This is a genomic window from Methylobacter sp. Wu1 (genome assembly GCF_036553575.1).
Lineage (GTDB): Bacteria > Pseudomonadota > Gammaproteobacteria > Methylococcales > Methylomonadaceae > Methylobacter.
This window is the reverse complement of the sequence record NZ_JAZHOC010000081.1, coordinates 1-20,083: the sequence shown is the minus strand read 5'-3', so window position 1 is coordinate 20,083 and position 20,083 is coordinate 1. Positions and strand designations below refer to the sequence as shown.

Genomic DNA, 20,083 nt, shown 5'->3' with positions numbered 1-20,083 from the left:
CGCTTTAATCGTGCCAGCCGTCAGATTCCTCGGTGACCAAGCGAGATGATCAATGGATGGCCTTTCTGCAATGGGCCTTGCCGCGCCTGGAGCTGCGCTGGTCGGGATTCCGTAAAGTGCGGCGGCAGGTGATCAAGCGCATCACCCGGCGTATCGAGAAATTGCAGTTAGTCGATCTCGATGGTTACCGCCGCTATCTTGAGGCGCATGAACAGGAGTGGCTTCGGCTCGACGGTTTCTGCCGGATCACGATCTCGCACTTTTACCGCGACCGTTGGGTTCTCGATGCGCTCGCCCAAGAAGGATTGCCGGAACTGATCCGCTTATGCCAAAACCGCAATAAACGCAGGCTCGACATTTGGAGCGCAGGCTGTGGTGCTGGCGAGGAAGCGTATACGCTGGCGCTGATCTGGGCGCTGCAAATCGCGCCGCAGGCTCCGGCTGTCCCGTTTGCGCTGACTGGCACGGACGCCGATCCGGTCCAGATCGCGCGAGCCCGGCGCGGATGCTACCCGTCAAGCAGTCTTAGGGAACTGCCTTCCCTTTGGCGCGACCTTGCCTTTACTGCGGAGCAGGGACAGTACTGCATCAAACCGGAATACCGCCGGCCGGTAAGCTGGGCCATGCAGGATCTGCGCAAAACCCTGCCGGACGGCCCTTTCGACCTCATCCTCTGCCGGAATCTGGCATTTACCTACTTTTCGACCGACCTGCAGCGGGAAATTCTGCGCCATCTTGATGTCCACTTGTCACCGGGAGGATTGTGCGTGATCGGCGTGCACGAATCGCTGCCGGAGATGCCGGCTGCGTGGAGTCTGTGGCGGCCGGGGCTAGCCATCTACCACAAAGCAGGGTAAGCCGGGCGCATTCAGGCATCACAATCCTTGGGGCTGTTGTTCGATTAATTACAAAAAACTCATACATACCTGTTGCGTGTGCGACATCCTCCATATAAGCAAAAGCAAAAAACAAATAGAAATCAGTAAGATAAAATATTGGCACGGCCTGTGCATTCATCCAGAGTAACAGCAACTTACCGAGGCCAATATTATGGAATTGCCAGTACTCAATGATGCACCAAAAGCAGGCGGATGTTCAGCAGGTTCTTGCGGTTCAACCGATGACCAGATGAATCAATTGCCCGACTCGATCCGGGAGAAAGTACAGAATCATCCCTGTTATTCGGAAGACGCCCATCACTATTTCGCCAGAATGCATGTGGCGGTAGCGCCGGCCTGCAACATCCAATGCCATTACTGCAACCGTAAATACGATTGCGCCAACGAATCGCGCCCCGGCGTAGTGTCCGAACTGCTGACGCCGGATCAGGCCGTGAAAAAGACCATGGCCGTGGCCGCCACGATTCCGCAGATGACCGTGCTCGGCATCGCCGGCCCCGGCGATCCGCTGGCCAATCCTGAACGCACGTTCGAAACTTTCCGCCGGCTGAGTCAGGAAGCGCCCGATATCAAACTGTGCGTGTCCACCAACGGGTTGGCGCTGCCCGACGCGGTCGAGGAGCTGTCCAAGCACAACATCGACCATGTCACGATCACCATTAACTGCGTTGACCCTGAAATCGGCGCGAAAATCTACCCGTGGATTTTCTGGAACAACCGCCGCATCAAGGGCGTCAAGGCTGCAAAAATCCTGATCGAACAGCAGCAAAAAGGTCTGGAAATGCTGATTGCCAAAGGCATCCTCGTCAAGGTCAACTCGGTCATGATTCCGGGCGTCAATGACAAGCATCTGGCGGAAGTCAGTAAAGTCGTCAAAGCCAAGGGCGCATTTTTGCACAACGTCATGCCGCTGATCGCTGAAGCCGAGCACGGCACGTTCTATGGCGTGATGGGGCAGCGCGGGCCTACGCCCGACGAGCTTCAGGACCTTCAGGATGCCTGCTCCGGCGACATGAACATGATGCGCCACTGCCGCCAGTGCCGTGCCGACGCCGTCGGGCTGCTCGGCGAGGACCGCGGCGACGAATTCACGATGGACAAGATCGAAACCATGGAAATCGACTACCAGGCGGCCATGGAAAAACGCAAGGTCATCCACGATGCCATACAGGCCGAGATGGACAGCAAGCGTCTGGAGAAAGCGGCCAAGACCGAACAGTTCAAACAGGAGCCCAAACTCAATACGCGTCCGGCGCTGATGGCCGTGGCGACCAGCGGGCAGGGCCTCATCAACGTGCACTTCGGTCATGCCAAGGAATTCCTGATCTACGAAGCCTCGCCGGAGGGTGTGCGCTTTATTAGCCATCGCAAGGCAGATCAGTACTGTGGCGGCGATACGACCTGCGGCGAAACCGAATCGACCCTGATGCGCACGATCAGGGCGCTGGAAGGCTGCGAAGCGGTGCTGTGTTCGAAAGTCGGCTATGAGCCCTGGGAGATGCTGGAAACGGCCGGTATCCAGCCGAACGGCGAGCATGCCATGGAGCCGATCGAGGAGGCCGTCATGGCCGTGTACAAGGAAATGGCGGCGGCAGGCAAGCTGGATGCAAAACCTGACGCAGCCAGAGCGAGTGCTTAGAAATTACAAAGTAGGGTACGCATCGCGTACCATTTTTAAAAGGTACGCGATGCGTACCCTACGATTCAGGAGTTTGTTTTATGGCTGTAAAAATTATTGAATCCTGCGTTAACTGCTTTGCCTGCGAACCGGTGTGTCCCAGCAAGGCCATTTATGAAGCCAAACCGCATTTTCGGGTCAACAGCAATAAATGTACGGAATGCGAAGGTGACTATCCGGTTTATCAATGCGCCAGCATTTGCCCGATAGAAGGAGCGATACTCAATTCGCTGGGCGAGGCGGTCAATCCGCCAGGGTCCTTGACCGGCATTCCGCCGGAAAAAATGGCCGAGGCGATGGCCGAGTTGCAGGCCCATTAAAAGGACGACAACCGTGGCTACGGTCTACTTCTACGAAAAACCCGGATGCATCAACAACACTCGGCAGAAGCAAATGCTGACAGCGGCGGGCCATCAGGTGATCGCGCGAAATTTATTGACCGAGCCCTGGCAAAAGGAACGCTTGCGAACTTTCTTCGGCAGCGAGCCCGTGCATCAGTGGTTTAATTACAGCGCGCCGGCGGTAAAAAGCGGCGCGCTTGACCCCAGCCAGATCTCTGAAGAACAGGCCCTGGCCTTAATGCTGAAAGATCCGCTATTGATCCGCCGCCCTTTAATGCAGGTAGGCGATGTCAGGGTTGCAGGATTCGATCAGCACAAGGTTCATCACTGGATAGGGCTGACGGAAATCCTGGCGGCGGATCTGGAAAGCTGCCCTCGTTCATCCGAACCCGAGCCGCACGGCTGTTTATCCAGCGCAGCGGAAAAATGACCCCAATTTCAAGGAGTCGCTTTATGGTCTCAGGTACTTTTTCAATCCTTCATGCCGCGACCGGCCCGAGATTAGCATCATGTCCATAGCGCTCAAACTTCAGGACGACTGGGAAATCCTGTATGCCCGGCTGAAATCGCAAGCGATGGCGACGCCCAACCACGAATGGCTGGTCTGCATGGTTTCCAGCTGGTGCCTGGGCAAAAGCGCCCTGCCCGATTACCTGGGGCTGGAACCCGTGCAGTTTAACGGGCTGGTCGGCCATTATTTTCCGGGCTGCCGCATACCCGAACTGGCGCCTTCGGGCATACGGCCGGATTTCAGCCGCATGCTGGAAAGAGACGACCTGGTCAATTTGCTCAAGCATTACAGTCAGTCCGACGGCTTCGAAAGCAACTGCATCATCGGCATTATCGTGGCAGGCTGTCTGGGCAACGATCACCTTTGGCAGGATTTGGGCCTGTTAAACCGCACCCAGTTAAGCGACATGCTACGCTACAACTTTCCCGAACTGGCCGCCAAAAACGACAAGGATATGAAATGGAAGAAATTCCTGTATAAACAACTCTGCGAAGCGGAAGGGCTGTATCTCTGCCGCGCGCCGTCCTGCGCTGTTTGCAGCGATTACCCGAAATGTTACGGTCCTGAAAATTAAACAATAGATTGCGGGGGAATTGCGGGGGCGGCTTTGCCCAAGGAATGGGCAAAGTCGCTCTCACACTTTATTTCCATCACCAAAATTAGACCTTCAACAAAAGTCGTAATTATCGTAGACTTTTCACCCTTAAAGCCAACCTCGCACAGCAGGTTTGGCCTGCCATACCAGATCAATAACCCGTCCTGACTTTTTTGGAGTGGAAAATAGTGGACAGAGAGAATTTACAGAAAAAACTGGATGAATTGCTGCCGATGGTCGAATCCTTCCGGTTTGACGAACAATACGACAACGAAGAGCTTTATACCAAGCTCAACATTCTGGAAGCCGATATTCGGGCCATACTGAAAGTACTGGCCAATCCCAAGCCCAATCCCTTCATGGTGGTTTGACCACCATTCACCGCATAACGTGCCGGTAAAGCGGTGCGTTACGCGCTTCTCCTACAACCGCAACGGCGCGACCTGGCCGGTCATACGGTAATTGCGGTAATCATCCAGTACCATCGCATGATCGAACGCTAACTCGGCGGGAAGATTGTCGAAGGTAAAAATGCCGCAGTTTTTGGCGTCATCGGCCGCGACAGGCATGCCATGCGCTTCGGCGATATAGCAGGCCGTCACGGTATGATTGCGCGGGTCTCGCTTGGGATTGGAATAGATCCCCAACAAAGCCGTCAGCCTGATATCGAGGCCGATTTCCTCCTTCGCCTCGCGCACGGCGGCCATCTCCATCGTCTCGCCGACATCGACAAACCCTCCCGGCACGGCCCAGCCGTAAGGCGGATTTGCGCGCTCGATCAAAACAAACGGCCGGCCGGGCAGATCGATCAGTTCGATCAAGGTATCGGCGGCGAGCAGCGGCGTGACGGGTTTGTACATAATGGCTCCTGGTAGTAAGTGGTGATGAATCACGGCTCGCCTTGATTGGGCCGTTGAGGAAAATGTTGAGTATAAAGTATTCGAAGCCAGGGTATAAATCTTGTGGCATCAAGAGCTATTGGTTTCGGCTATGCCTCTGGTTACAAGGAGTGGACTTTCCATTAAGCGGAGCACGGCAGTCCGGATTGATAAACCCGGCAATTCGCCGCTCCGACATGCCGGGCTCTATCGATCAGACTGAGGCTTTACCCTGGTTGTCATAACTTATGGTCTCGACCTGTCCAATATCAGGCGCTCTGATGAAGAAGGCTGCGCGGTCATGCTTAACAATAATTTCCTTGCCGATCTGCTGATAGACGCCTTGATCGTCTACATGAACAATAATCCCGCTAAACGCCTTTGCCTTGTCAGCCTTAATGGCCAGATACAGCTTATAGATTCCCGGCTTGATACCTCTGGCTTTATCAACCTTTTCATTTTTCCACTGGCCGTCGCTCATTTCATTCTGCAATAACCTACATCCGTTCATCACAATCAAGCGTTGCTTCTTTTCTTCATCAACCAGCGGTTTCAATCTTTTCATATCCATATTTCCCTTTCAGTACGGTAGGCCGGGTCGATACCTCCGGCTTCTCAAAATTACCCAAGCTGAGTTTCCGCAAAGCCCCAGCTGAGCTTTTCTGCTTAAGTAAGCGTTTCATTTACCTGAACATTTCGAAAATGGTACGCAATGCGTACCCTACTTTCTATAACGATCAGCTTGGTAGGCCGGGTTGATAAACACGGCAATTCATCACTCCGATATGTTGGGTTTCCACAAAGCTCCAGCCCGGCCCGCTTGGCTGCTGCATATATAAAATCTAAATAACATAAGCTATCATGTATTTGTTGTAGTTGCGTACTACATAGAACGGATTGTCGAAAATACGACGCCATATATTGCGTTAAACAATAAAAATAAAAGGAAAACCATGAGACAAAAGTTAATAATATTGCTGGCGGCTTTAATGCCATTTACTGCCTTAGCCGATTCAAAAGCGGATAAAGTCAAGACTTTAATGGATGCGACCGGGCTGACTGAAACGTGGACTACACAGATTCAAGCAGTGAAGACTCAAACAGAGAAAATGGGGCAGCAGACTCTGGATCAAGTACTGGCTCAGCTGAATCCTAATGAAGAATTCAAGAAACGACTCGCCAATGCTTATGCAAACTATACAAAGAAATTGGTAATTCCCTGGTCCGACCAAAAAATTGTAGATGTATGGGTGGGGTACTACGGCCCAAACTTTACGGAAGAAGAACTGGACAAGCTTATTGAGTTCCATACATCCGATTTAGGTAAAAAAGATATTGCCGCCAAGAAACAGGCAATGGGCAAGTTTATTGAAGACTATCAGAAAGCATGGCAGCCGGTATTAACAAAGGCAAACAAGGAATATGTCGAAGAGTTGAAAACTGTTGCGGCCGAGTGCAACTGCAAGAAGACGGCTCCCCAGCAATAAAATACGGTAGGGTGCTTCGCCCAAGTGGCGGTTCTCCGGACCTGACCATCAATCGTAACCCGGCTTATGGATTTTAAGCCAGTTTTGCGCGGGATTGTTGTTTCGTGACTTCGGCCAGGCTTAACCCTGGCCGGCTCCGGTTATCTTGGGTACCATTAGAGGCTGAAGCATGTTTGATATTCAGAACTACACGAGCTTCATTGCAGCAATTCTCGTTTTTCAGCTAATCCCGGGGCCGGGCGCGCTGGCGATTCTCCATGCCACTGCGCGCAACGGCATCGGAGCAGGGCTCGGCGCCGTTATGGGCACCCTGCTTGGCGATTTCGTATATATGGCCGGGGCTACTCTCGGCCTGGCAGCCGTGATGCATGCGCATCCGTTTGCGTTTGAGGCGCTGCAATGGTTTGGTTCCGCCTACCTGTGCTGGTTGGGCATTCAAATGCTCAGGTCGCCTGTTTCCGTCGATGCAAGTGTGCCAGAACGGAAAAAGAGCGGGCGGCTCTATTTCCGACAGGCATTCATGGTCAGCCTCACCAACCCCAAGGTCATTCTGTTTTTCATGGCCTTCTTTCCTTTGTTTCTGCATTCCGATGCATCGTCCGTCACCCTCGGCGTCCTGATGGCTCACGTTACCATCATCAGTTTCTTGTATCAGGCCGGCCTCGTGTTCATCGGCAACGCTCTGGCACGCAAGCTGTCGTCGCTGCCATCGGCGCGCAAAGCCGCAACTCGGCTTGCGGGCACTGCGCTCATTGGGTTTGGCGTAAAATTAGCCGTAAATAACCCGTGAGACTGTCGCCTAACCCAGTATTTTACTGGCTTGCTTTATAATTGACGGGAATGGATTGCTGCCGTCATAATCGAACAAAGTGCCTTAGCAGTCCAGCATGAGTTTTAGACAGACTCAGGCGCTTCATTTTTACCATTATCCGAGCAGTACTTTCAGCCAATGGGCGAGACGCCGTGTTGTTCTCACCATTCCTTAATGCATGGGGCTGAATAAAATTGTTAGATGCCAACAAAAAAGGAAACACGCCGTGAACGAACTAACAGAAACAGCCGAACGCCCAACCTCGATAACAGTCATCTGTGTGATCGGGTTCGTCGGGTCACTGATAGCATTGCCTTTGATTTTCTCACCTGTAGCGCAGCAATTAGGTTTTGGCTATCTGCTATACCTGGGCCTTTCGTCTTTCATAGGACTGGCGTGCATGTTCGGCTTGTGGATGATGAAAAAATGGGCTGTTTATACTTACGCAGGTCTTATAGCGCTCAACCAGATTGTCTTGCTGGCAATGGGACTATGGAGCGTCATGGCGCTGCTTATGCCGGCTGTGGTTATCTTCTTTGCACTGAAGCATGTTTCCAAGATGTCATGATCAGGTTGCCCCACAAGAAGCTCACTCCAGCCAGTTAGTCGCTCTAAGCTGGGTTTCCGCAAAGCTCCAGCCCAGCTTCCTCAATCGGATGGCCAAGGCCGCACTTTCGCCCCAGCCTTTTGTCTTAGGACAAGGCGAGAAATAACTTCCCTGAATTTTGACGAGCAACATTGTGTAGGGGCGACTTAAGTCGCCCAGGGCGAATGAATTCGCCCCTACATAAGCGCTGATTTCATCGACAAATCGGAAAGTTATTTTTAACCGAATCCTTAACGGTAACAATGATACTGGGGACGGAACACAGAGTATGGTATTCAGATCAGGCTTACTGAATAGCGCTGCTTGCGGGAAACGTGCGCAATGCGTATCGAAGAAAAGGTAGCCTTTCTCCGGCAACCGGATAGCTATCCGGACAGACCTGCACATGTCGAAGTCATCAAAACTCATATGTCCTGGGTTTTTTTAACCGATAGGCTGATTTACAAGCTGAAGAAACCCGTTCGATATGACTACCTGGATTTCAGTACCTTGGAAGCCAGGCACAAAAACTGCGAGCGCGAAGTGCATCTCAATCGGCGGTTGGCCAAGCATGTTTATCTCGGCACCGTGCCGCTCACGCTAGAAGCCGATGGCGGCCTGAAGTTGGGCGGCGAAGGATGTGTGGTGGATTGGCTGGTGCAAATGCGCCGCCTGCCCGCCGACCGCATGCTCGATGTCGCGATTCGCGAAGGGACGGTCTCGGCCGAAGATGTGCGGAAGGTGAGCCAGGTGCTGGCTGATTTTTATCAATTTTCTCCTTCCTTAGCCATCAGCCCGGCCGAGTATCGGCGCAGCTTCGAAGCGGATATCCGCAGCACTCTGGTCGAATTGAGCGACAGCCGATATGCGTTGCCCGGCATGCAGGTGGACAGGCTCATGGCGGCGCAAAGGCAATTTCTGACGGAACAGGGAGACCTTCTTGAACAGCGCGCAAGGGACGGGCGCATCATCGATGCACATGGCGACCTCAGGCCGCAGCATATCTGTCTGATCTCCGAACCGGTGATCATCGATTGCCTGGAGTTCAACCGGCAGTTCCGAACGCTGGACCCCGTTGACGAATTGGCTTACCTGGCCCTGGAATGCGAGCGTATCGGTGCGCCCGTTATCGGCGGCCAGATTCTGGCGCACTACAAGAAAGCCGTCCGCGATGCCTGTCCCACTGAACTGATCGCGTTTTACAAGGTTTTCCGTGCCTGTTTGCGCGCCAAGATCGCAGTGTGGCATACCATGGACCATGACGTTGATGATCACCAGTGCTGGCTAAGCCTTGCCCGAACCTATCTCGATCTGGCAGAGCGGTATGTGCATCATGGGTGAAGGCAGAGATGAAGTTTATTTGTGCCTACAGGAACTCTACGGTAGAACTGCTGTTGTGAATATGCCGGATGGCCTCCGCGAATAGCGGCGCGACGTCCAGCATCGTCAGCCGGCTGCGCACGAGTTCCGGATCGAGCCGGAACGGCGGCAGCGTATCGGTGACCGCCAGGCTGTCCAGGGTGGGATCGGCCACGACCTGACCGGCATTGCCCACGAAAATGCCGTGGGAAGCGGCGGCATGGATGCTTTGTGCGCCTTGCCTGCGGCAGGCGTATGCGGTCCGAAGGATCGTGCCGCCGGTGCTGATCATGTCGTCGATGATGATGGTGGTTTTGCCTTTTACATCGCCCACCAGCGCTTCGCCGCTGACGACCCCGGCGCTGCGCTGCTTTTCCATGAAGGCGCTGCCTGCCGGCTTGCTCAGACGCTGGCTCAGCGCCTCACGAAACAGTTCCGCACGTTTGACGCCGCCGACGTCCGGAGAAACGACGACCACATCGGCATCGGCGAGCCGTGCTGCAAAATGCCCGACGAACAGTTCCTTGGCTTCCAGATGGTCCGTAGGGCACCGGAAAGCGTTTTGAAAAGCGGCAAGATTATGCACGTCGAGGGTCAGCACCCGATCGGTACCGACGGCCTCCAGCAGCTGCGCCACGTAGCGGGTCGTTACCGGATCGCGCGACTTGGTTTTCCGGTCTTTGCGCGCATAACCGAGGTAGGGCAGGACGGCGGTCACCGATCGGGCCGAGGCATCTTTCAGAGCGCCGATGAAAAACAGCAGCCGGCACAGCTTGTCGTTGACGCTCTTTCCAGGCTCGCTGTACAGCGACTGGATCACGAAAACATCACAGCCTCGCACGCTCTCCAAGGGGCGCGTCTTGTGCTCGCCGTCTTCAAAGTCCCGTTCCTCGTGCAAAGCCAGCGGTATATTGAGAGCCGCTCCGATTTTTTCTCCGAGTGTCCGGCTTTCGCTCAGTGCAAACAGGCGCATCGCGTCGAGATTCATGAGCCGGACAGATAGCGCAGGAACCAGTCGCGGGTGAGCTTCGCCACCTGTTCCAGTTTACCGGATTCCTCGAACAGGTGAGTGGCGCCCGGAACGATCTCCAGGCGATGTTTGATCTGCAAATGGCTGGCTGCCTGCTGGTTGAGCTCGATGACCACAGTGTCTTCTCCGCCCACGATCAACAGCGTAGGCGCTCTCACCTTGGCCAGATGGCGCCGCGCCAGATCAGGCCGTCCGCCGCGCGAGACGACTGCGGCGACTTTCCTGGTCCGTGCGGCGGCAGCGCCCAATGCAGCCGACGCGCCGGTGCTGGCCCCAAACAGCCCGACGGCAAACTCGGCGGTCTTTGGGTTTTGGCTCACCCAATCGATCACGCCAATGAGCCGGTTGGTCAGCAATTCGATATCGAAACGGAATTCGCGCGTGCGCAGATCGATGTCTTCCTCATCCGAAGTCAAAAGATCGAAAAGCAGCGTGGCAAGCCCGGCCTCGTTCAGGATTTCGGCCACGAAACGGTTGCGCCGGCTGAACCGGCTGCTGCCGCTGCCATGAGCGAAGACTACCAGACCCTTTGCGCGCTCAGGAACGGTAAGGCTGCCGTCAAGGGAGATGCCTTCAAACGTCATGCTGACTTCAATGGGCGCCGGGGATGCGGGATGAGTCATGGCTTTTCCGTGTAGTTTGCGGAACTGAATTCCGTGGACCAGACGGATTCGAGGAGGGACTTGACGTCCTCATCGGTGGTCTGGGAAAAATCCCTGTACCAGCGGCCGACGGCTGAAAATGGCTCCGGCATGGCCAGGCAGATCACCTCATCGGCTTCCTCTTTCAGCATCGCTACCGTATCAGGCGGAGCTACGGGGATGGCGACTATGATCGATGCGGGATTGCGTTGCCTCAAGGCGGCGACAGCGGCACGCATGCTCGCCCCCGTAGCCAGACCGTCATCCACCAGAATCACATGGCGGTTCTCGACAACAGGGAGCGGATGATTGCCCCGATAGGTCTGCTCGCGCCGTTTCAGTTCTTGTCGCTCTCTTTTGACGGCGGCTTCCATGAGCTCCGGGCCGATATGAAGCCGTGATACCAGCTCAGCGTTGAACACTGTTATGCCGCCGCTGGCGATTGCGCCCATGGCCAGTTCCTCATGGCCGGGCGTTCCGAGTTTGCGAACCAGCATGATATCCAGCGATGCGTTAATCGCCTGGGCGGCCTCGAACCCTACCGGGACTCCGCCGCGGGGCAAGGCAAGGACAATCACGTCCGGTCGGTTGGCATACTTGGCCAGGGCCTGTCCCAGCAGGCGCCCGGCGTAGGCGCGGTCTTCAAATGGCAGTTTCAAGGCGGCTTCCTCATCTACACATCATAAGTTTGTTCCTATGACCGGAATACCTTGTCTATGTATCCATGTCAGGCGATGAAAACTTATAGCCATTTTTGCAAACTGGTATTCGGAGCTTTCGGATGGAATGATGGTCAATGGGACTATTAATCTATCTCTATTTGCCGGCGATGCGTGATTATCAGTTAAAACCGAGAACGCGAAGGGATTTCCTGAAATTAGCCGGGCTTACGGCGATCGCTCTGGGCATGGCCGATGCGCGACCGGCGCCGGGCAGGAAAGAAATGATGTGCGATCAAGGCCTTTCAGCTCAGACGACTTCCCGCAGTAACCGGACAGTTACGTTATTTCTGTGCGGCGATGTGATGACCGGCCGGGGCATCGACCAGGTGCTGCCGCATCCTTCCAACCCGCGGATTCATGAGTCTTATATGAACTCCGCCCGAGGGTATGTGCAGATCGCGGAGGAGGCCAACGGCCCCATTCCGGAACCGGTTGGTTTTGACTATATCTGGGGCGATGCGCTTGAAGAACTCCGGCGCACCGGTCCCGACGTCCGCATCATCAATCTCGAAACGGCGATAACGACCAGTTCTGACTTCTGGCCTGGCAAGGGCATCAATTACCGGATGCATCCGAAGAACATCCCCTGCATTACTGCGGCGGGCATCGACTGCTGCGTGCTGGCCAACAACCATGTCCTGGACTGGGGCTATGACGGGCTGAAGGAAACCTTGACCACTTTGGCCGACGCCAACCTCAAGTTCGCCGGGGCGGGCCGGAACCTGTCAGAAGCCGAAGCGCCGGCGATTATCGAGGTGGCAGGGAAAGGGCGCGTGCTGGTATTCGGCTTCGGCGATGACAGCAGCGGCATTCCCTTGCAGTGGAGCGCCCGCCGCGATAAGCCGGGCGTGAATCTGCTGCCGGATTTCTCAGAGCACACGCTGAGCCGTATTGCCGAGCGGATCGCGGATCTCAAGCAGAAAGGCGATTGCGTAGTGGCCTCGATACACTGGGGCGGAAACTGGGGTTACAAGATAGTAAATGCGCAAAGAGAATTTGCGCATCGGCTGATAGATCTGGCCCATGTGGACGTGGTGCATGGACACTCATCGCACCATTCCAAAGGCATTGAGGTTTACCAGGGCAAGCCGATCCTGTACGGCTGCGGCGACTTTCTGAACGACTATGAGGGCATTTCAGGCCACGAGGAATTCCGGGGCGATCTCTCGCTGATGTACTTGGTAACGCTGGACCTGACGACAGGAAAACTGGTCAACCTGATGATGTCGCCTCTGCAAATCAAGCGCTTCCGGTTGAACTACGCGACGCCTAAAGATGCTTTCTGGCTGCAGCAGGTGCTGGACAGGGAAAGCCGATTGTTGGGCACGAAGATTGATTTGATCGACAGAGACCGACGTCTGGCCTTGTCAGTCAGTTGTTGATGACTGTGCCCGATTGCCGAGGCATTATCGTTAAAATTCATGATGAGAGACGGCAGGATGACTGATCAATGTTCCAACAATTTTACTTTGTTGGCATTGGCAAACGCTCTAATACCCGGATCGTTGATGAGGGAGCCGGACAGTTGATCAACCATATCAAAACTTAACGCAAAATCGAATCCGATATCGGACTCATCGTTGTCGGTCTCTTGATCGTTTAATCCCAGCAAGGTCATTTTTTCTCTAATCCAGTTCAGCAACATCTCTATACCTGTCGTTCTTTAAGTGGTTGCCGCCAGCATAGAGCAGTCAGATGACATTTGTATGACAGCTGGCTTAATGAGTCAGTCTTTAATTGAAAGACCGGCGTATCTGTCCGGCATTGGTTTGCTGTACAAGTATCGGATAATGCGGTAAAAATGATTCAATGACGTTAAAATATAAGGACTTTGGAAAGCCATAGGCTTAAACAAATCCTGTTAAATTCCATAACCTACAAGTCGAGTGAAAAATATGTCATCCGCATGGGCAGGTGGCACCGATGCCATCATGGAGCGAATGGAGCAAATGACCACGCTCTTTATTGAAGAAACACGAAAATCAATGTATACCGGCGAATCGGCTATCGATTGCGAAGAATGCGGCGAACCGATACCGGAAAGTCGCCGAAAGGCTATCGCCTGCAAATATTGTTTGCCTTGCCAGACGGCATTGGAAAAAAATTCAAAATAACGGCGGGCAGGGCGTTTTGTCCTTGACGCCTGCAAGTGTCGGTTCGGGGGCACGGCTCAAGAACTGAAGATGGCGCCTGATCAGTCTGTTGACGACCAGGCGTTCTGCCATGTGAACATTTTTTTCAGGTATCTTTCATGTCCAACTCGCTTATGCCTCCGTCTACTGATGCTTACAATCATTTTATCTCGACGCCGCTGGATGCGCTTCTGACAGAACATCAGGCCGTCAATCCTGAAGACAAGGCGCTGGCCCTGTTCCGCCGGTGCGTAGCCGAGGTTCCCGCTTACCGGCAGTTTCTGGAGTCACAGAAGGTAAATCCCGCTGAGGTTAATTCTTATCAGGACTTTCAGAAATTGCCGCTGATGACCAAGGCTAATTACATGCAGGCTTATCCGCTGCCGGAGCGCTGCCTGGGCGGCAGTCTTCGCGGAGCTGACCGCGTGGCGGTCTCTTCCGGCTCTACGGGACAGCCGACTTTCTGGCCGCGCTCTGCCGATTATGAGCTGGCTGTGGCCCAGCGCTTCGAGCAGATCTTTCACGACAGTTTCCATGCCCATGAGTGCAGCACGCTGGCGGTGGTCTGCTTCGCCCTGGGCAACTGGGTGGGCGGCCTGTACACGACGTCCTGCTGCTGGCACCTGGCGCGCAAGGGCTATCCGCTGATGGTGGCGACGCCCGGCAACAACAAGGCGGAAATCTTTCGGGTCGTGCGCGAGCTGGCGCCCCATTTCGAGCAGACAGTGCTGCTGGGTTATCCGCCGTTCGTCAAGGACGTGATAGATGCCGGCGCCGCGGAAGGCATTCACTGGCCCAGCTTTAACCCCAGGCTGGTTTTTGCCGGCGAGGTGTTCAGCGAGGAATGGCGCAGCCTGGTGGGGCAGCGCATCGGCTCCGGGGCGCCCTGCTTCGATTCGGCTTCGCTATATGGCACGGCCGATGGCGGCGTGCTTGGCAATGAAACACCGCTCAGCATCGCTATCCGCCGCTGGCTGGCCGGCCATCCCGATGCGGCCCGTACCTTGTTTGGCGAATCACGGCTGCCGACGCTGGTGCAATACGATCCGGCCCGGCGCTTCTTCGAAGTGCACGAAGGCACGCTGGTGTTTTCAGCAGAAAATAGCGTGCCCCTGGTGCGCTATCACATTGCCGACAAGGGCGGTATACTGGATTTTGATGAGTTGTGGGGTTTTCTGCAGGCGCAGGGCGTGCGGTCATTCAACGAATTAGGTCTGGACGAAGATTTTCAGCCTCGCCATTTGCCGTTTGTGTATGTGTTTGGGCGGGCCGATTTTACCGTGTCCTACTACGGCGCCAATATTTATCCGGAAAACGTCACGGTCGGCCTGGAGCAGCCGGAGATCATGAATTGGGTGACCGGTAAATTCGTGCTGGAAACAGCGGAAACCGAAGCGGGCGACAGTTATCTGCACATTGCCGTAGAACTGCTGCCCGACGTTGAGCCCGACGAAACCATGGTGCCCGTAATAGCCGAATCCATTCGCGCGCAGTTGCTGCGCTTGAACAGCGAATTCGCCCATTACACGCCGCAGGAGCGGCAATTGCCCCAAATCACTCTGCACACGTTTGCAAGCCCTGATTATTTCCCGGCAGGGGTGAAGCATCGGTATACCCGTCGTCAATGAGGAGCGGGCGCTGCATCCTACAATACCATGATTGCTTTCAAACATGCGCGTGCCGTTTAATCCGCCGATCGCAAGGCACTCACTGATGTGTATCGCTTCTTACTTTTACTTTAAGGATAGGACAAATGGATGTTTCACAATTACCGTTTAATAAACTGATCGGTTTGGAATCGGCAGCAGCGGAAAGCGGCTTTCAAGTCAGCCTTCCGGACAATCCGCAGTACACCAACCATCTTGGTACCGTGCATGCCAGCGCCATGCTGGCTGTTGCCGAGGCTGGCTCCGGTGCTTTCTTATCGCAACAATTTACAGGCTATTCGGGGTTTATTCCCGTTGTAAGGCGGCTTGAAGCAAAATTTCTCAGGCCGGGGTCGGGCCAAATATCGGCACGCTGTAAGGTGCCGCCTGAAGAAGTTGCCCACTGGGCTGCAGAGCTTGCAGCTCGCGGACGCATATCCGTTTCCATTCCTGTTGAAGTTGTTGATGCAACTGGTTCAATCGTTATGTCAGCCTTGGTCGGGTGGTTTATTTCCCGCGCGGCAACGCAGGATGCGCATGGCATAGTTTGAGGCGTCTTCTATTTCTGATTTCCAGCATAGCTTGGGCTTCATGCTCAATCTTCCATGCGAATGTCAGGTTTTTAAGAAAACTCTTTAATCAAGAATACTCCAAGTATTAAATATGATTTGTAAGCAGGTATGTGTTCTATTGATCTCATTGTTGGCAACAGGATGTGCGATTACCCAGAAAGGCGGAATTGAATCCAGAATTTATCCTGGGCCTTCAGAAGCGCCTATAAAAGATCTGGAATTTATTAACTCAGTTTTGCCAAAGGAAAGATCAGATACGCTGGTGGTCTTCGATATTGACGATACACTGCTCACATCTGAAACCTTCTTCGGTAGTGATTATTGGTATGAGTGGCAGAATCAAGTCGCAAAGCAGTCAGCATCCGGTGACCATTCCAGTGACTATGTGCCGTGCACGTTTGATGTAGTCGCGCTGAGCTATGAGGCCGGGAAGCTCACCAAGACTCAGGCAGATGCCGACAAAATCTTCAATTCGATTCAGTTTGACAAGCTTCTTATCACCTCCAGAAATCCTGCTTACAGGGGCGCGACAGAAAGGGAACTCACAAGGACTGAGGCCGGGTATGTTCTTCCTAGACAACTGTCTGAATCTGCAGACGGCATAATTTTCACTTCCAGGTCAGACAAACGCCGTGAGGTCAGCTATCACAATGGAATCTTCATGATCAGCGGCCAGAACAAAGGGCTTTTGTTGCTTGAGTTGCTTGAGAAGTTAAACCTAAAGTATGACCGTATTGTTTTTATCGATGACGGAGAGAAACATATCAACAATATGCGGGATGCATTGCAAGCGGAAGGTATCCCGTATATCGGCATTCACTACACTCGCATCAAGAAGGATTTGCCGGATATTCCCGTTAATAAGCTGAAAGAGGCAAGGAAGGCGTGGTCCGAAATGTCATCATTTTGGAAAAATGTATTTCCAGGCCGTTATCAGGAGATCGAGCGCCAAAAGCAATGTAACTACGGTAGCTTGATTAAAGGGACGCTTGCGGCAGTTCCATAGCTTACAGTCTGTAGGCCGGATTGAAGCTGTGCGGAAACCCAACGCATTGAGGCGAAGAAAAGCCGGGTTTCGTCCATCAAACTGCCCAAAGCCGCACTTTCACCCCATCCTCTTGTCTTAATGGCAATAATGACAGGAGGCAAGCGATGAAAGACACAGCATGGTATTCAAATATGGCCAGACTGGCGTCACGGATCAGCGGACGCCCGATGACCTTTAATGTAGCGGTATGGCTTATTATTGTCTGGGGCATCACCGGGCCCTTATTTGATTTCAGCGATACATGGCAGTTGGTCATCAACACAACCACGACCATTGTGACGTTTCTGATGGTGTTCCTGATTCAGAATACGCAGAACCGCGATACCGAGGCCATCCAGATCAAGCTTGATGAATTGATTAGAGCCACCCAGGGCGCTCATAACGCATTGCTGGACCTTGAGGAAATGGAGCAGTCTCAGCTCGATGAATTCCATGACCATTACGAGAAACTGGCGGAGGAGGCAAGGCGCGGGTTGAAGAAAGGGCATCTGGATACGAGTAATCCAGAGCCCGAGCAAACCGCCACGGATAAAAGAATACACTGACCGAAGCGTCGGCTGGGCTGCTAGGCTCGGCACTGACGGCTACATTTGCGACTGCAGATAATTTTGCAAGCCGATTCTATCGATCAGGCCCAGTTGCTTTTCCAGCCAATGGGTATGGTCGTCCTCAGTATCCTCCAGCATGCCTTCCAGAATCTCGCGCGTGACGTAGTCATTGACCGACTCGCAATAGGCGATGGCTTCCTTTAACGCGCTGATCACCTGCATTTCCAGCGCGAGATCGTTTTTCAGCATGTCAGGAACCGTGCTGCCGACAGCCAGAGGATTTCGGACCGACAGGTTCGGTACGCCCTCAAGAAACAGGATGCGCTTGATCAGCGCATCGGCATGGCCTGTCTCGTCCTGCATTTCATGATTGATGCGCTCGTATAATTTATTGAACCCCCAGTTTTCATACATGCGCGAATGAATGAAATATTGATCCATGGCGGTCAATTCGCCGGCCAGTAATTTATTCAGCCAGTCAACTACTTGATTGTTGCTTTTCATAGAATTACCTTGTGTTTAATTATTGTTGCTTATTTGCTGGGCGGGATGTGCTTTTTTGCATCTAGTCCAGATTAGAGCGCATAAACCCAATCCTGTCAAAATACTAACGCGCCTCTTTAGCCCCGCAAATGGTCATAGGGCGGCAAAGTCTGCAGCCGCGTGTCTTCCAGCGGCATGCCCACGGTGAAATGGTACAGGCTCTGGAGCCGGTCAGACTTGATGCCGAGAATTTCGTGGACGCTGTCATCGAAATAACAGCCGATGCCGGTGCCGCGCACGCCTGCCGCCTCGGCTTCCAGATACAGCGCCTGACCGATCAGGCCGCATTCCCAGAACAGCCGGCGGTAGATCCAGGGCTGATCGCCGAAGCCGAATTCGGCCACCATGGCCAGGCTGAAGGCGCTGTCGCTGGCGATCGCCTGGTGGCAGGACAGCGACTTGGCGATCTGCCGGCAATCGCCCATGTAGAGCTGGTAAAGCGGCAGGATGTCCGATACGGGCTGCCAGTCAAAATCGGCGAGTGTGGCGTTCTGCAGTTTATCAAGCGCTTCAGGATCGCGAGGCAAGGCATATATGCCCGGCGCCAGGCTTTCAATGCGGTGTACAAACAAAAACAGATGGATTTTCGCGGGCCAGCGCCACAGATCGAAAGGCGGTTTGCGGGCCGGCATGACAGCGCTCAGCAGTCGGTAGAAGTCGGCCAGCGGCAGAGTGGTTTTGCCGTCGAAATGCTGGGCGCTGCGGCGCTGGCGGATAATGGCCGTTGCCGTCTGTCGGCTGGATAAGGTGACGACCGGCTGCGGGGCGGCCTGCCAGAGTGGTTCTTCGGTGCGCGGCTTGGCGGCGGCAGCGGAGACCTCGTCTATGATGGGCCATTTGTACATGTGGTAGGCCTTCAGGCTGCTCGCCCGGCCTGACCACGCGGCTGATTGTAGGACTTCCGACAAAGCTTCGATTTCAAACGGCGTGCCTGCACCGGAAGCCGTAAGTATGCGGCAGAGCAGGTCGGGCGCTTCCCGTTCGTCCGGCTTGAAGTCATCCTGACGGTCAAGCCCTAGCAATGCGGCTATGTCAGCATCGGCGCATTCGGCCAGCAATTCAACCGACCAGCCCAGCGCCGCCGCGGCGTAGCGCAGGGCGCCCAGCGCATGGCCGGTATCGTGCTGACAGTAGCGGTAAGCCCGCTCGCCGTATTTCCAGGCTTCGCGCCAGTGTACCGAGCTCAATCCGATCAAAATGCCTGCATTATCCACATCATCGGCAAACCGGCAGCGCCGCTCCAGATGATGGTCATGGCTGACATAGTGGTAAACGCCCGGCTTCATCAATGAGCGGTCTGTATTGATCAGATAAGCCTCAGTCGGATGCAGATTGCCGCTAGACGGATTGCAGCGCAATGCCCAGCGGTCAGGTCCGTACTGTTTCCAGGCCGACAGGCCGAAGGACAGTTCCAGCAGCAAGCCCAGCGATTCCAGCGTCAGTGCCTGGGGGGCGATGGCCTGCAGGTTGTCCAGTTCGCTGAACAGGACGGGCAGCTCGGCGCCGGGTTTAGGCAGCGGCATCGATTCGCAGCCGGCGAAGCGTCGGAACGGGTCGGGCTGATCGTCCCAGTCCAGGGTTTCAGGGCCTTTTGCGTAGCGGTCCAGATGATGCTTGGTGCGGTGGTGGTAGTCGATGACGGTCTGTGTTTGTTCATTCATATTATGGTTATATTGCTTGCCGTTACGCAGTGGGCTTAGATGGGTATCAGATGTCGCCAGCGCGATGGTTATTTGAATCGGGTTCCGAATGTAGATGTGAATTTATTCGCACCACTATTTTTCAGTGCGAGTACCCTTTGTGGTACAAGTAAACTTGCACAAGCGGGCCGGGATTTGCAATCCCGGCCTTGACGTTTCTGCGGTTGCCGATTCAAATTGCTGTTCTTGATCAACTTCAAACCTTTCGGACGGAGCAACATGCCCCGTCCGGCTACGGGTAGGGTACGAGACTGTGAAAGTATTCAAAATTTTTCTCTTTGACGTCTATATGCTGTTATATGCAAATATAAAATGCACAATATATTGTGGTTAAAATTTTAAAAAACGAATACTTT

24 protein-coding genes are annotated in these 20,083 nt (G+C 54.1%); 16 read left to right on the top strand and 8 right to left on the bottom strand.

What is annotated here, in order from left to right; genetic code table 11:
* Window positions 1–32 precede the first annotated feature (32 nt).
* From V2P20_RS19040 to V2P20_RS19015, 6 genes are all read left to right on the top strand, one after another.
* Complete coding sequence (locus tag V2P20_RS19040; protein ID WP_331821149.1) at window positions 33–857, top strand: CheR family methyltransferase; 825 nt, start codon at window positions 33–35, stop codon at window positions 855–857.
* Between the two features lie 193 nt (window positions 858–1,050).
* On the top strand, window positions 1,051–2,538 hold the full coding sequence (nifB, locus tag V2P20_RS19035; protein WP_331821147.1) for a nitrogenase cofactor biosynthesis protein NifB: 1,488 nt from the start codon (window positions 1,051–1,053) through the stop codon (window positions 2,536–2,538).
* An 80-nt stretch (window positions 2,539–2,618) separates the two neighbouring features.
* Entirely contained in the window at window positions 2,619–2,897 is a 279-nt protein-coding gene (locus V2P20_RS19030) for a ferredoxin (protein ID WP_331821145.1), read from the top strand.
* Window positions 2,898–2,910: 13 nt separating this feature from the next.
* The gene (locus V2P20_RS19025) at window positions 2,911–3,348 is read left to right on the top strand and encodes an ArsC/Spx/MgsR family protein (RefSeq protein WP_331821143.1); all 438 of its coding nucleotides are present in this window, start codon (window positions 2,911–2,913) and stop codon (window positions 3,346–3,348) included.
* Between the two features lie 79 nt (window positions 3,349–3,427).
* Window positions 3,428–4,003: a nitrogen fixation protein NifQ gene (locus tag V2P20_RS19020; RefSeq protein WP_331821141.1), complete on the top strand. Its 576-nt coding sequence runs from the start codon at window positions 3,428–3,430 to the stop codon at window positions 4,001–4,003.
* Window positions 4,004–4,212: 209 nt separating this feature from the next.
* Window positions 4,213–4,395: a hypothetical protein gene (locus V2P20_RS19015; protein WP_194968542.1), complete on the top strand. Its 183-nt coding sequence runs from the start codon at window positions 4,213–4,215 to the stop codon at window positions 4,393–4,395.
* Between the two features lie 51 nt (window positions 4,396–4,446).
* On the opposite strand, the gene V2P20_RS19010 is transcribed toward V2P20_RS19015, so the two are convergent.
* Both V2P20_RS19010 and V2P20_RS19005 read right to left on the bottom strand, forming a co-directional pair.
* Window positions 4,447–4,884 (bottom strand): NUDIX hydrolase, encoded by a 438-nt coding sequence (locus tag V2P20_RS19010; RefSeq protein ID WP_331821139.1) that lies wholly within the window; start codon window positions 4,882–4,884, stop codon window positions 4,447–4,449.
* 232 nt (window positions 4,885–5,116) lie between these two features.
* Complete coding sequence (locus V2P20_RS19005; protein WP_331821138.1) at window positions 5,117–5,467, bottom strand: KfrB domain-containing protein; 351 nt, start codon at window positions 5,465–5,467, stop codon at window positions 5,117–5,119.
* A 388-nt stretch (window positions 5,468–5,855) separates the two neighbouring features.
* Here V2P20_RS19005 and V2P20_RS19000 point away from each other — a divergent pair, with 388 nt between their 5' ends.
* The 4 genes from V2P20_RS19000 to V2P20_RS18985 all read left to right on the top strand — a co-directional run bounded on the left by V2P20_RS19000 (window position 5,856) and on the right by V2P20_RS18985 (window position 9,127).
* Window positions 5,856–6,389, top strand: coding sequence for a DUF2059 domain-containing protein (locus V2P20_RS19000; protein WP_331821136.1), 534 nt, complete (start codon window positions 5,856–5,858; stop codon window positions 6,387–6,389).
* A 169-nt stretch (window positions 6,390–6,558) separates the two neighbouring features.
* Entirely contained in the window at window positions 6,559–7,179 is a 621-nt protein-coding gene (locus tag V2P20_RS18995; protein WP_331821134.1) for a LysE family translocator, read from the top strand.
* A 247-nt stretch (window positions 7,180–7,426) separates the two neighbouring features.
* Window positions 7,427–7,768 carry a hypothetical protein gene (locus V2P20_RS18990; protein WP_331821132.1) on the top strand — a complete coding sequence of 114 codons (342 nt, stop codon included), beginning with the start codon at window positions 7,427–7,429 and terminating at the stop codon, window positions 7,766–7,768.
* A gap of 360 nt (window positions 7,769–8,128) precedes the next feature.
* Complete coding sequence (locus tag V2P20_RS18985) at window positions 8,129–9,127, top strand: hypothetical protein (RefSeq protein ID WP_331821130.1); 999 nt, start codon at window positions 8,129–8,131, stop codon at window positions 9,125–9,127.
* 25 nt (window positions 9,128–9,152) lie between these two features.
* On the opposite strand, the gene V2P20_RS18980 is transcribed toward V2P20_RS18985, so the two are convergent.
* The 3 genes from V2P20_RS18980 to V2P20_RS18970 are packed head-to-tail and all read right to left on the bottom strand — an operon-like array spanning window position 9,153 to window position 11,475.
* Window positions 9,153–10,133 carry a ribose-phosphate pyrophosphokinase gene (locus V2P20_RS18980; protein WP_331821128.1) on the bottom strand — a complete coding sequence of 327 codons (981 nt, stop codon included), beginning with the start codon at window positions 10,131–10,133 and terminating at the stop codon, window positions 9,153–9,155.
* Window positions 10,130–10,798, bottom strand: a complete 669-nt coding sequence (locus V2P20_RS18975) for an alpha/beta family hydrolase (protein WP_331821126.1) — start codon at window positions 10,796–10,798, stop codon at window positions 10,130–10,132. Before V2P20_RS18975 ends, V2P20_RS18980 begins: the two co-directional genes overlap by 4 nt.
* Window positions 10,795–11,475, bottom strand: coding sequence for a phosphoribosyltransferase (locus V2P20_RS18970; protein ID WP_331821124.1), 681 nt, complete (start codon window positions 11,473–11,475; stop codon window positions 10,795–10,797). Before V2P20_RS18970 ends, V2P20_RS18975 begins: the two co-directional genes overlap by 4 nt.
* A 137-nt stretch (window positions 11,476–11,612) precedes the next feature.
* On the opposite strand from V2P20_RS18970, the gene V2P20_RS18965 reads away from it, so the two are divergent.
* Entirely contained in the window at window positions 11,613–12,920 is a 1,308-nt protein-coding gene (locus V2P20_RS18965) for a CapA family protein (protein WP_331821122.1), read from the top strand.
* Between the two features lie 65 nt (window positions 12,921–12,985).
* Here V2P20_RS18965 and V2P20_RS18960 read toward each other — a convergent pair whose 3' ends face one another.
* Window positions 12,986–13,183 carry a hypothetical protein gene (locus tag V2P20_RS18960; protein ID WP_331821120.1) on the bottom strand — a complete coding sequence of 66 codons (198 nt, stop codon included), beginning with the start codon at window positions 13,181–13,183 and terminating at the stop codon, window positions 12,986–12,988.
* Between the two features lie 250 nt (window positions 13,184–13,433).
* Between V2P20_RS18960 and V2P20_RS18955 the strand changes: the two genes are divergently transcribed.
* The 5 genes from V2P20_RS18955 to V2P20_RS18935 all read left to right on the top strand — a co-directional run bounded on the left by V2P20_RS18955 (window position 13,434) and on the right by V2P20_RS18935 (window position 17,481).
* On the top strand, window positions 13,434–13,652 hold the full coding sequence (locus tag V2P20_RS18955) for a TraR/DksA C4-type zinc finger protein (RefSeq protein ID WP_194968554.1): 219 nt from the start codon (window positions 13,434–13,436) through the stop codon (window positions 13,650–13,652).
* Between the two features lie 137 nt (window positions 13,653–13,789).
* Entirely contained in the window at window positions 13,790–15,298 is a 1,509-nt protein-coding gene (locus tag V2P20_RS18950; protein ID WP_331821117.1) for a phenylacetate--CoA ligase family protein, read from the top strand.
* A 125-nt stretch (window positions 15,299–15,423) separates the two neighbouring features.
* Entirely contained in the window at window positions 15,424–15,867 is a 444-nt protein-coding gene (locus tag V2P20_RS18945; protein ID WP_331821115.1) for a DUF4442 domain-containing protein, read from the top strand.
* Between the two features lie 139 nt (window positions 15,868–16,006).
* Complete coding sequence (locus tag V2P20_RS18940) at window positions 16,007–16,894, top strand: DUF2608 domain-containing protein (RefSeq protein ID WP_331821113.1); 888 nt, start codon at window positions 16,007–16,009, stop codon at window positions 16,892–16,894.
* Between the two features lie 146 nt (window positions 16,895–17,040).
* Window positions 17,041–17,481: a low affinity iron permease family protein gene (locus V2P20_RS18935; RefSeq protein ID WP_331821111.1), complete on the top strand. Its 441-nt coding sequence runs from the start codon at window positions 17,041–17,043 to the stop codon at window positions 17,479–17,481.
* Between the two features lie 39 nt (window positions 17,482–17,520).
* On the opposite strand, the gene bfr is transcribed toward V2P20_RS18935, so the two are convergent.
* Together bfr and V2P20_RS18925 are read right to left on the bottom strand one after the other, a co-directional pair.
* Complete coding sequence (bfr, locus tag V2P20_RS18930) at window positions 17,521–17,988, bottom strand: bacterioferritin (RefSeq protein WP_331821109.1); 468 nt, start codon at window positions 17,986–17,988, stop codon at window positions 17,521–17,523.
* A 116-nt stretch (window positions 17,989–18,104) separates the two neighbouring features.
* Complete coding sequence (locus V2P20_RS18925) at window positions 18,105–19,688, bottom strand: SagB/ThcOx family dehydrogenase (protein ID WP_331821107.1); 1,584 nt, start codon at window positions 19,686–19,688, stop codon at window positions 18,105–18,107.
* Between the last annotated feature and the right edge of the window lie 395 nt (window positions 19,689–20,083).

Bases quoted from the DNA above. Each gene is read 5' to 3' on its own strand.
- nifB (WP_331821147.1), top strand. From the start codon at position 1,051: ATGGAATTGCCAGTACTCAATGATGCACCAAAAGCAGGCGGATGTTCA.
- V2P20_RS19030 (WP_331821145.1), top strand. From the start codon at position 2,619: ATGGCTGTAAAAATTATTGAATCCTGCGTTAACTGCTTTGCCTGCGAA.
- V2P20_RS19020 (WP_331821141.1), top strand. From the start codon at position 3,428: ATGTCCATAGCGCTCAAACTTCAGGACGACTGGGAAATCCTGTATGCC.
- V2P20_RS19010 (WP_331821139.1), bottom strand. From the start codon at position 4,884: ATGTACAAACCCGTCACGCCGCTGCTCGCCGCCGATACCTTGATCGAA.
- V2P20_RS19005 (WP_331821138.1), bottom strand. From the start codon at position 5,467: ATGAAAAGATTGAAACCGCTGGTTGATGAAGAAAAGAAGCAACGCTTG.
- V2P20_RS19000 (WP_331821136.1), top strand. From the start codon at position 5,856: ATGAGACAAAAGTTAATAATATTGCTGGCGGCTTTAATGCCATTTACT.
- V2P20_RS18995 (WP_331821134.1), top strand. From the start codon at position 6,559: ATGTTTGATATTCAGAACTACACGAGCTTCATTGCAGCAATTCTCGTT.
- V2P20_RS18985 (WP_331821130.1), top strand. From the start codon at position 8,129: ATGCGTATCGAAGAAAAGGTAGCCTTTCTCCGGCAACCGGATAGCTAT.
- V2P20_RS18980 (WP_331821128.1), bottom strand. From the start codon at position 10,133: ATGAATCTCGACGCGATGCGCCTGTTTGCACTGAGCGAAAGCCGGACA.
- V2P20_RS18975 (WP_331821126.1), bottom strand. From the start codon at position 10,798: ATGACTCATCCCGCATCCCCGGCGCCCATTGAAGTCAGCATGACGTTT.
- V2P20_RS18965 (WP_331821122.1), top strand. From the start codon at position 11,613: ATGGGACTATTAATCTATCTCTATTTGCCGGCGATGCGTGATTATCAG.
- V2P20_RS18960 (WP_331821120.1), bottom strand. From the start codon at position 13,183: ATGTTGCTGAACTGGATTAGAGAAAAAATGACCTTGCTGGGATTAAAC.
- V2P20_RS18955 (WP_194968554.1), top strand. From the start codon at position 13,434: ATGTCATCCGCATGGGCAGGTGGCACCGATGCCATCATGGAGCGAATG.
- V2P20_RS18950 (WP_331821117.1), top strand. From the start codon at position 13,790: ATGTCCAACTCGCTTATGCCTCCGTCTACTGATGCTTACAATCATTTT.
- V2P20_RS18945 (WP_331821115.1), top strand. From the start codon at position 15,424: ATGGATGTTTCACAATTACCGTTTAATAAACTGATCGGTTTGGAATCG.
- V2P20_RS18935 (WP_331821111.1), top strand. From the start codon at position 17,041: ATGAAAGACACAGCATGGTATTCAAATATGGCCAGACTGGCGTCACGG.
- bfr (WP_331821109.1), bottom strand. From the start codon at position 17,988: ATGAAAAGCAACAATCAAGTAGTTGACTGGCTGAATAAATTACTGGCC.
- V2P20_RS18925 (WP_331821107.1), bottom strand. From the start codon at position 19,688: ATGAATGAACAAACACAGACCGTCATCGACTACCACCACCGCACCAAG.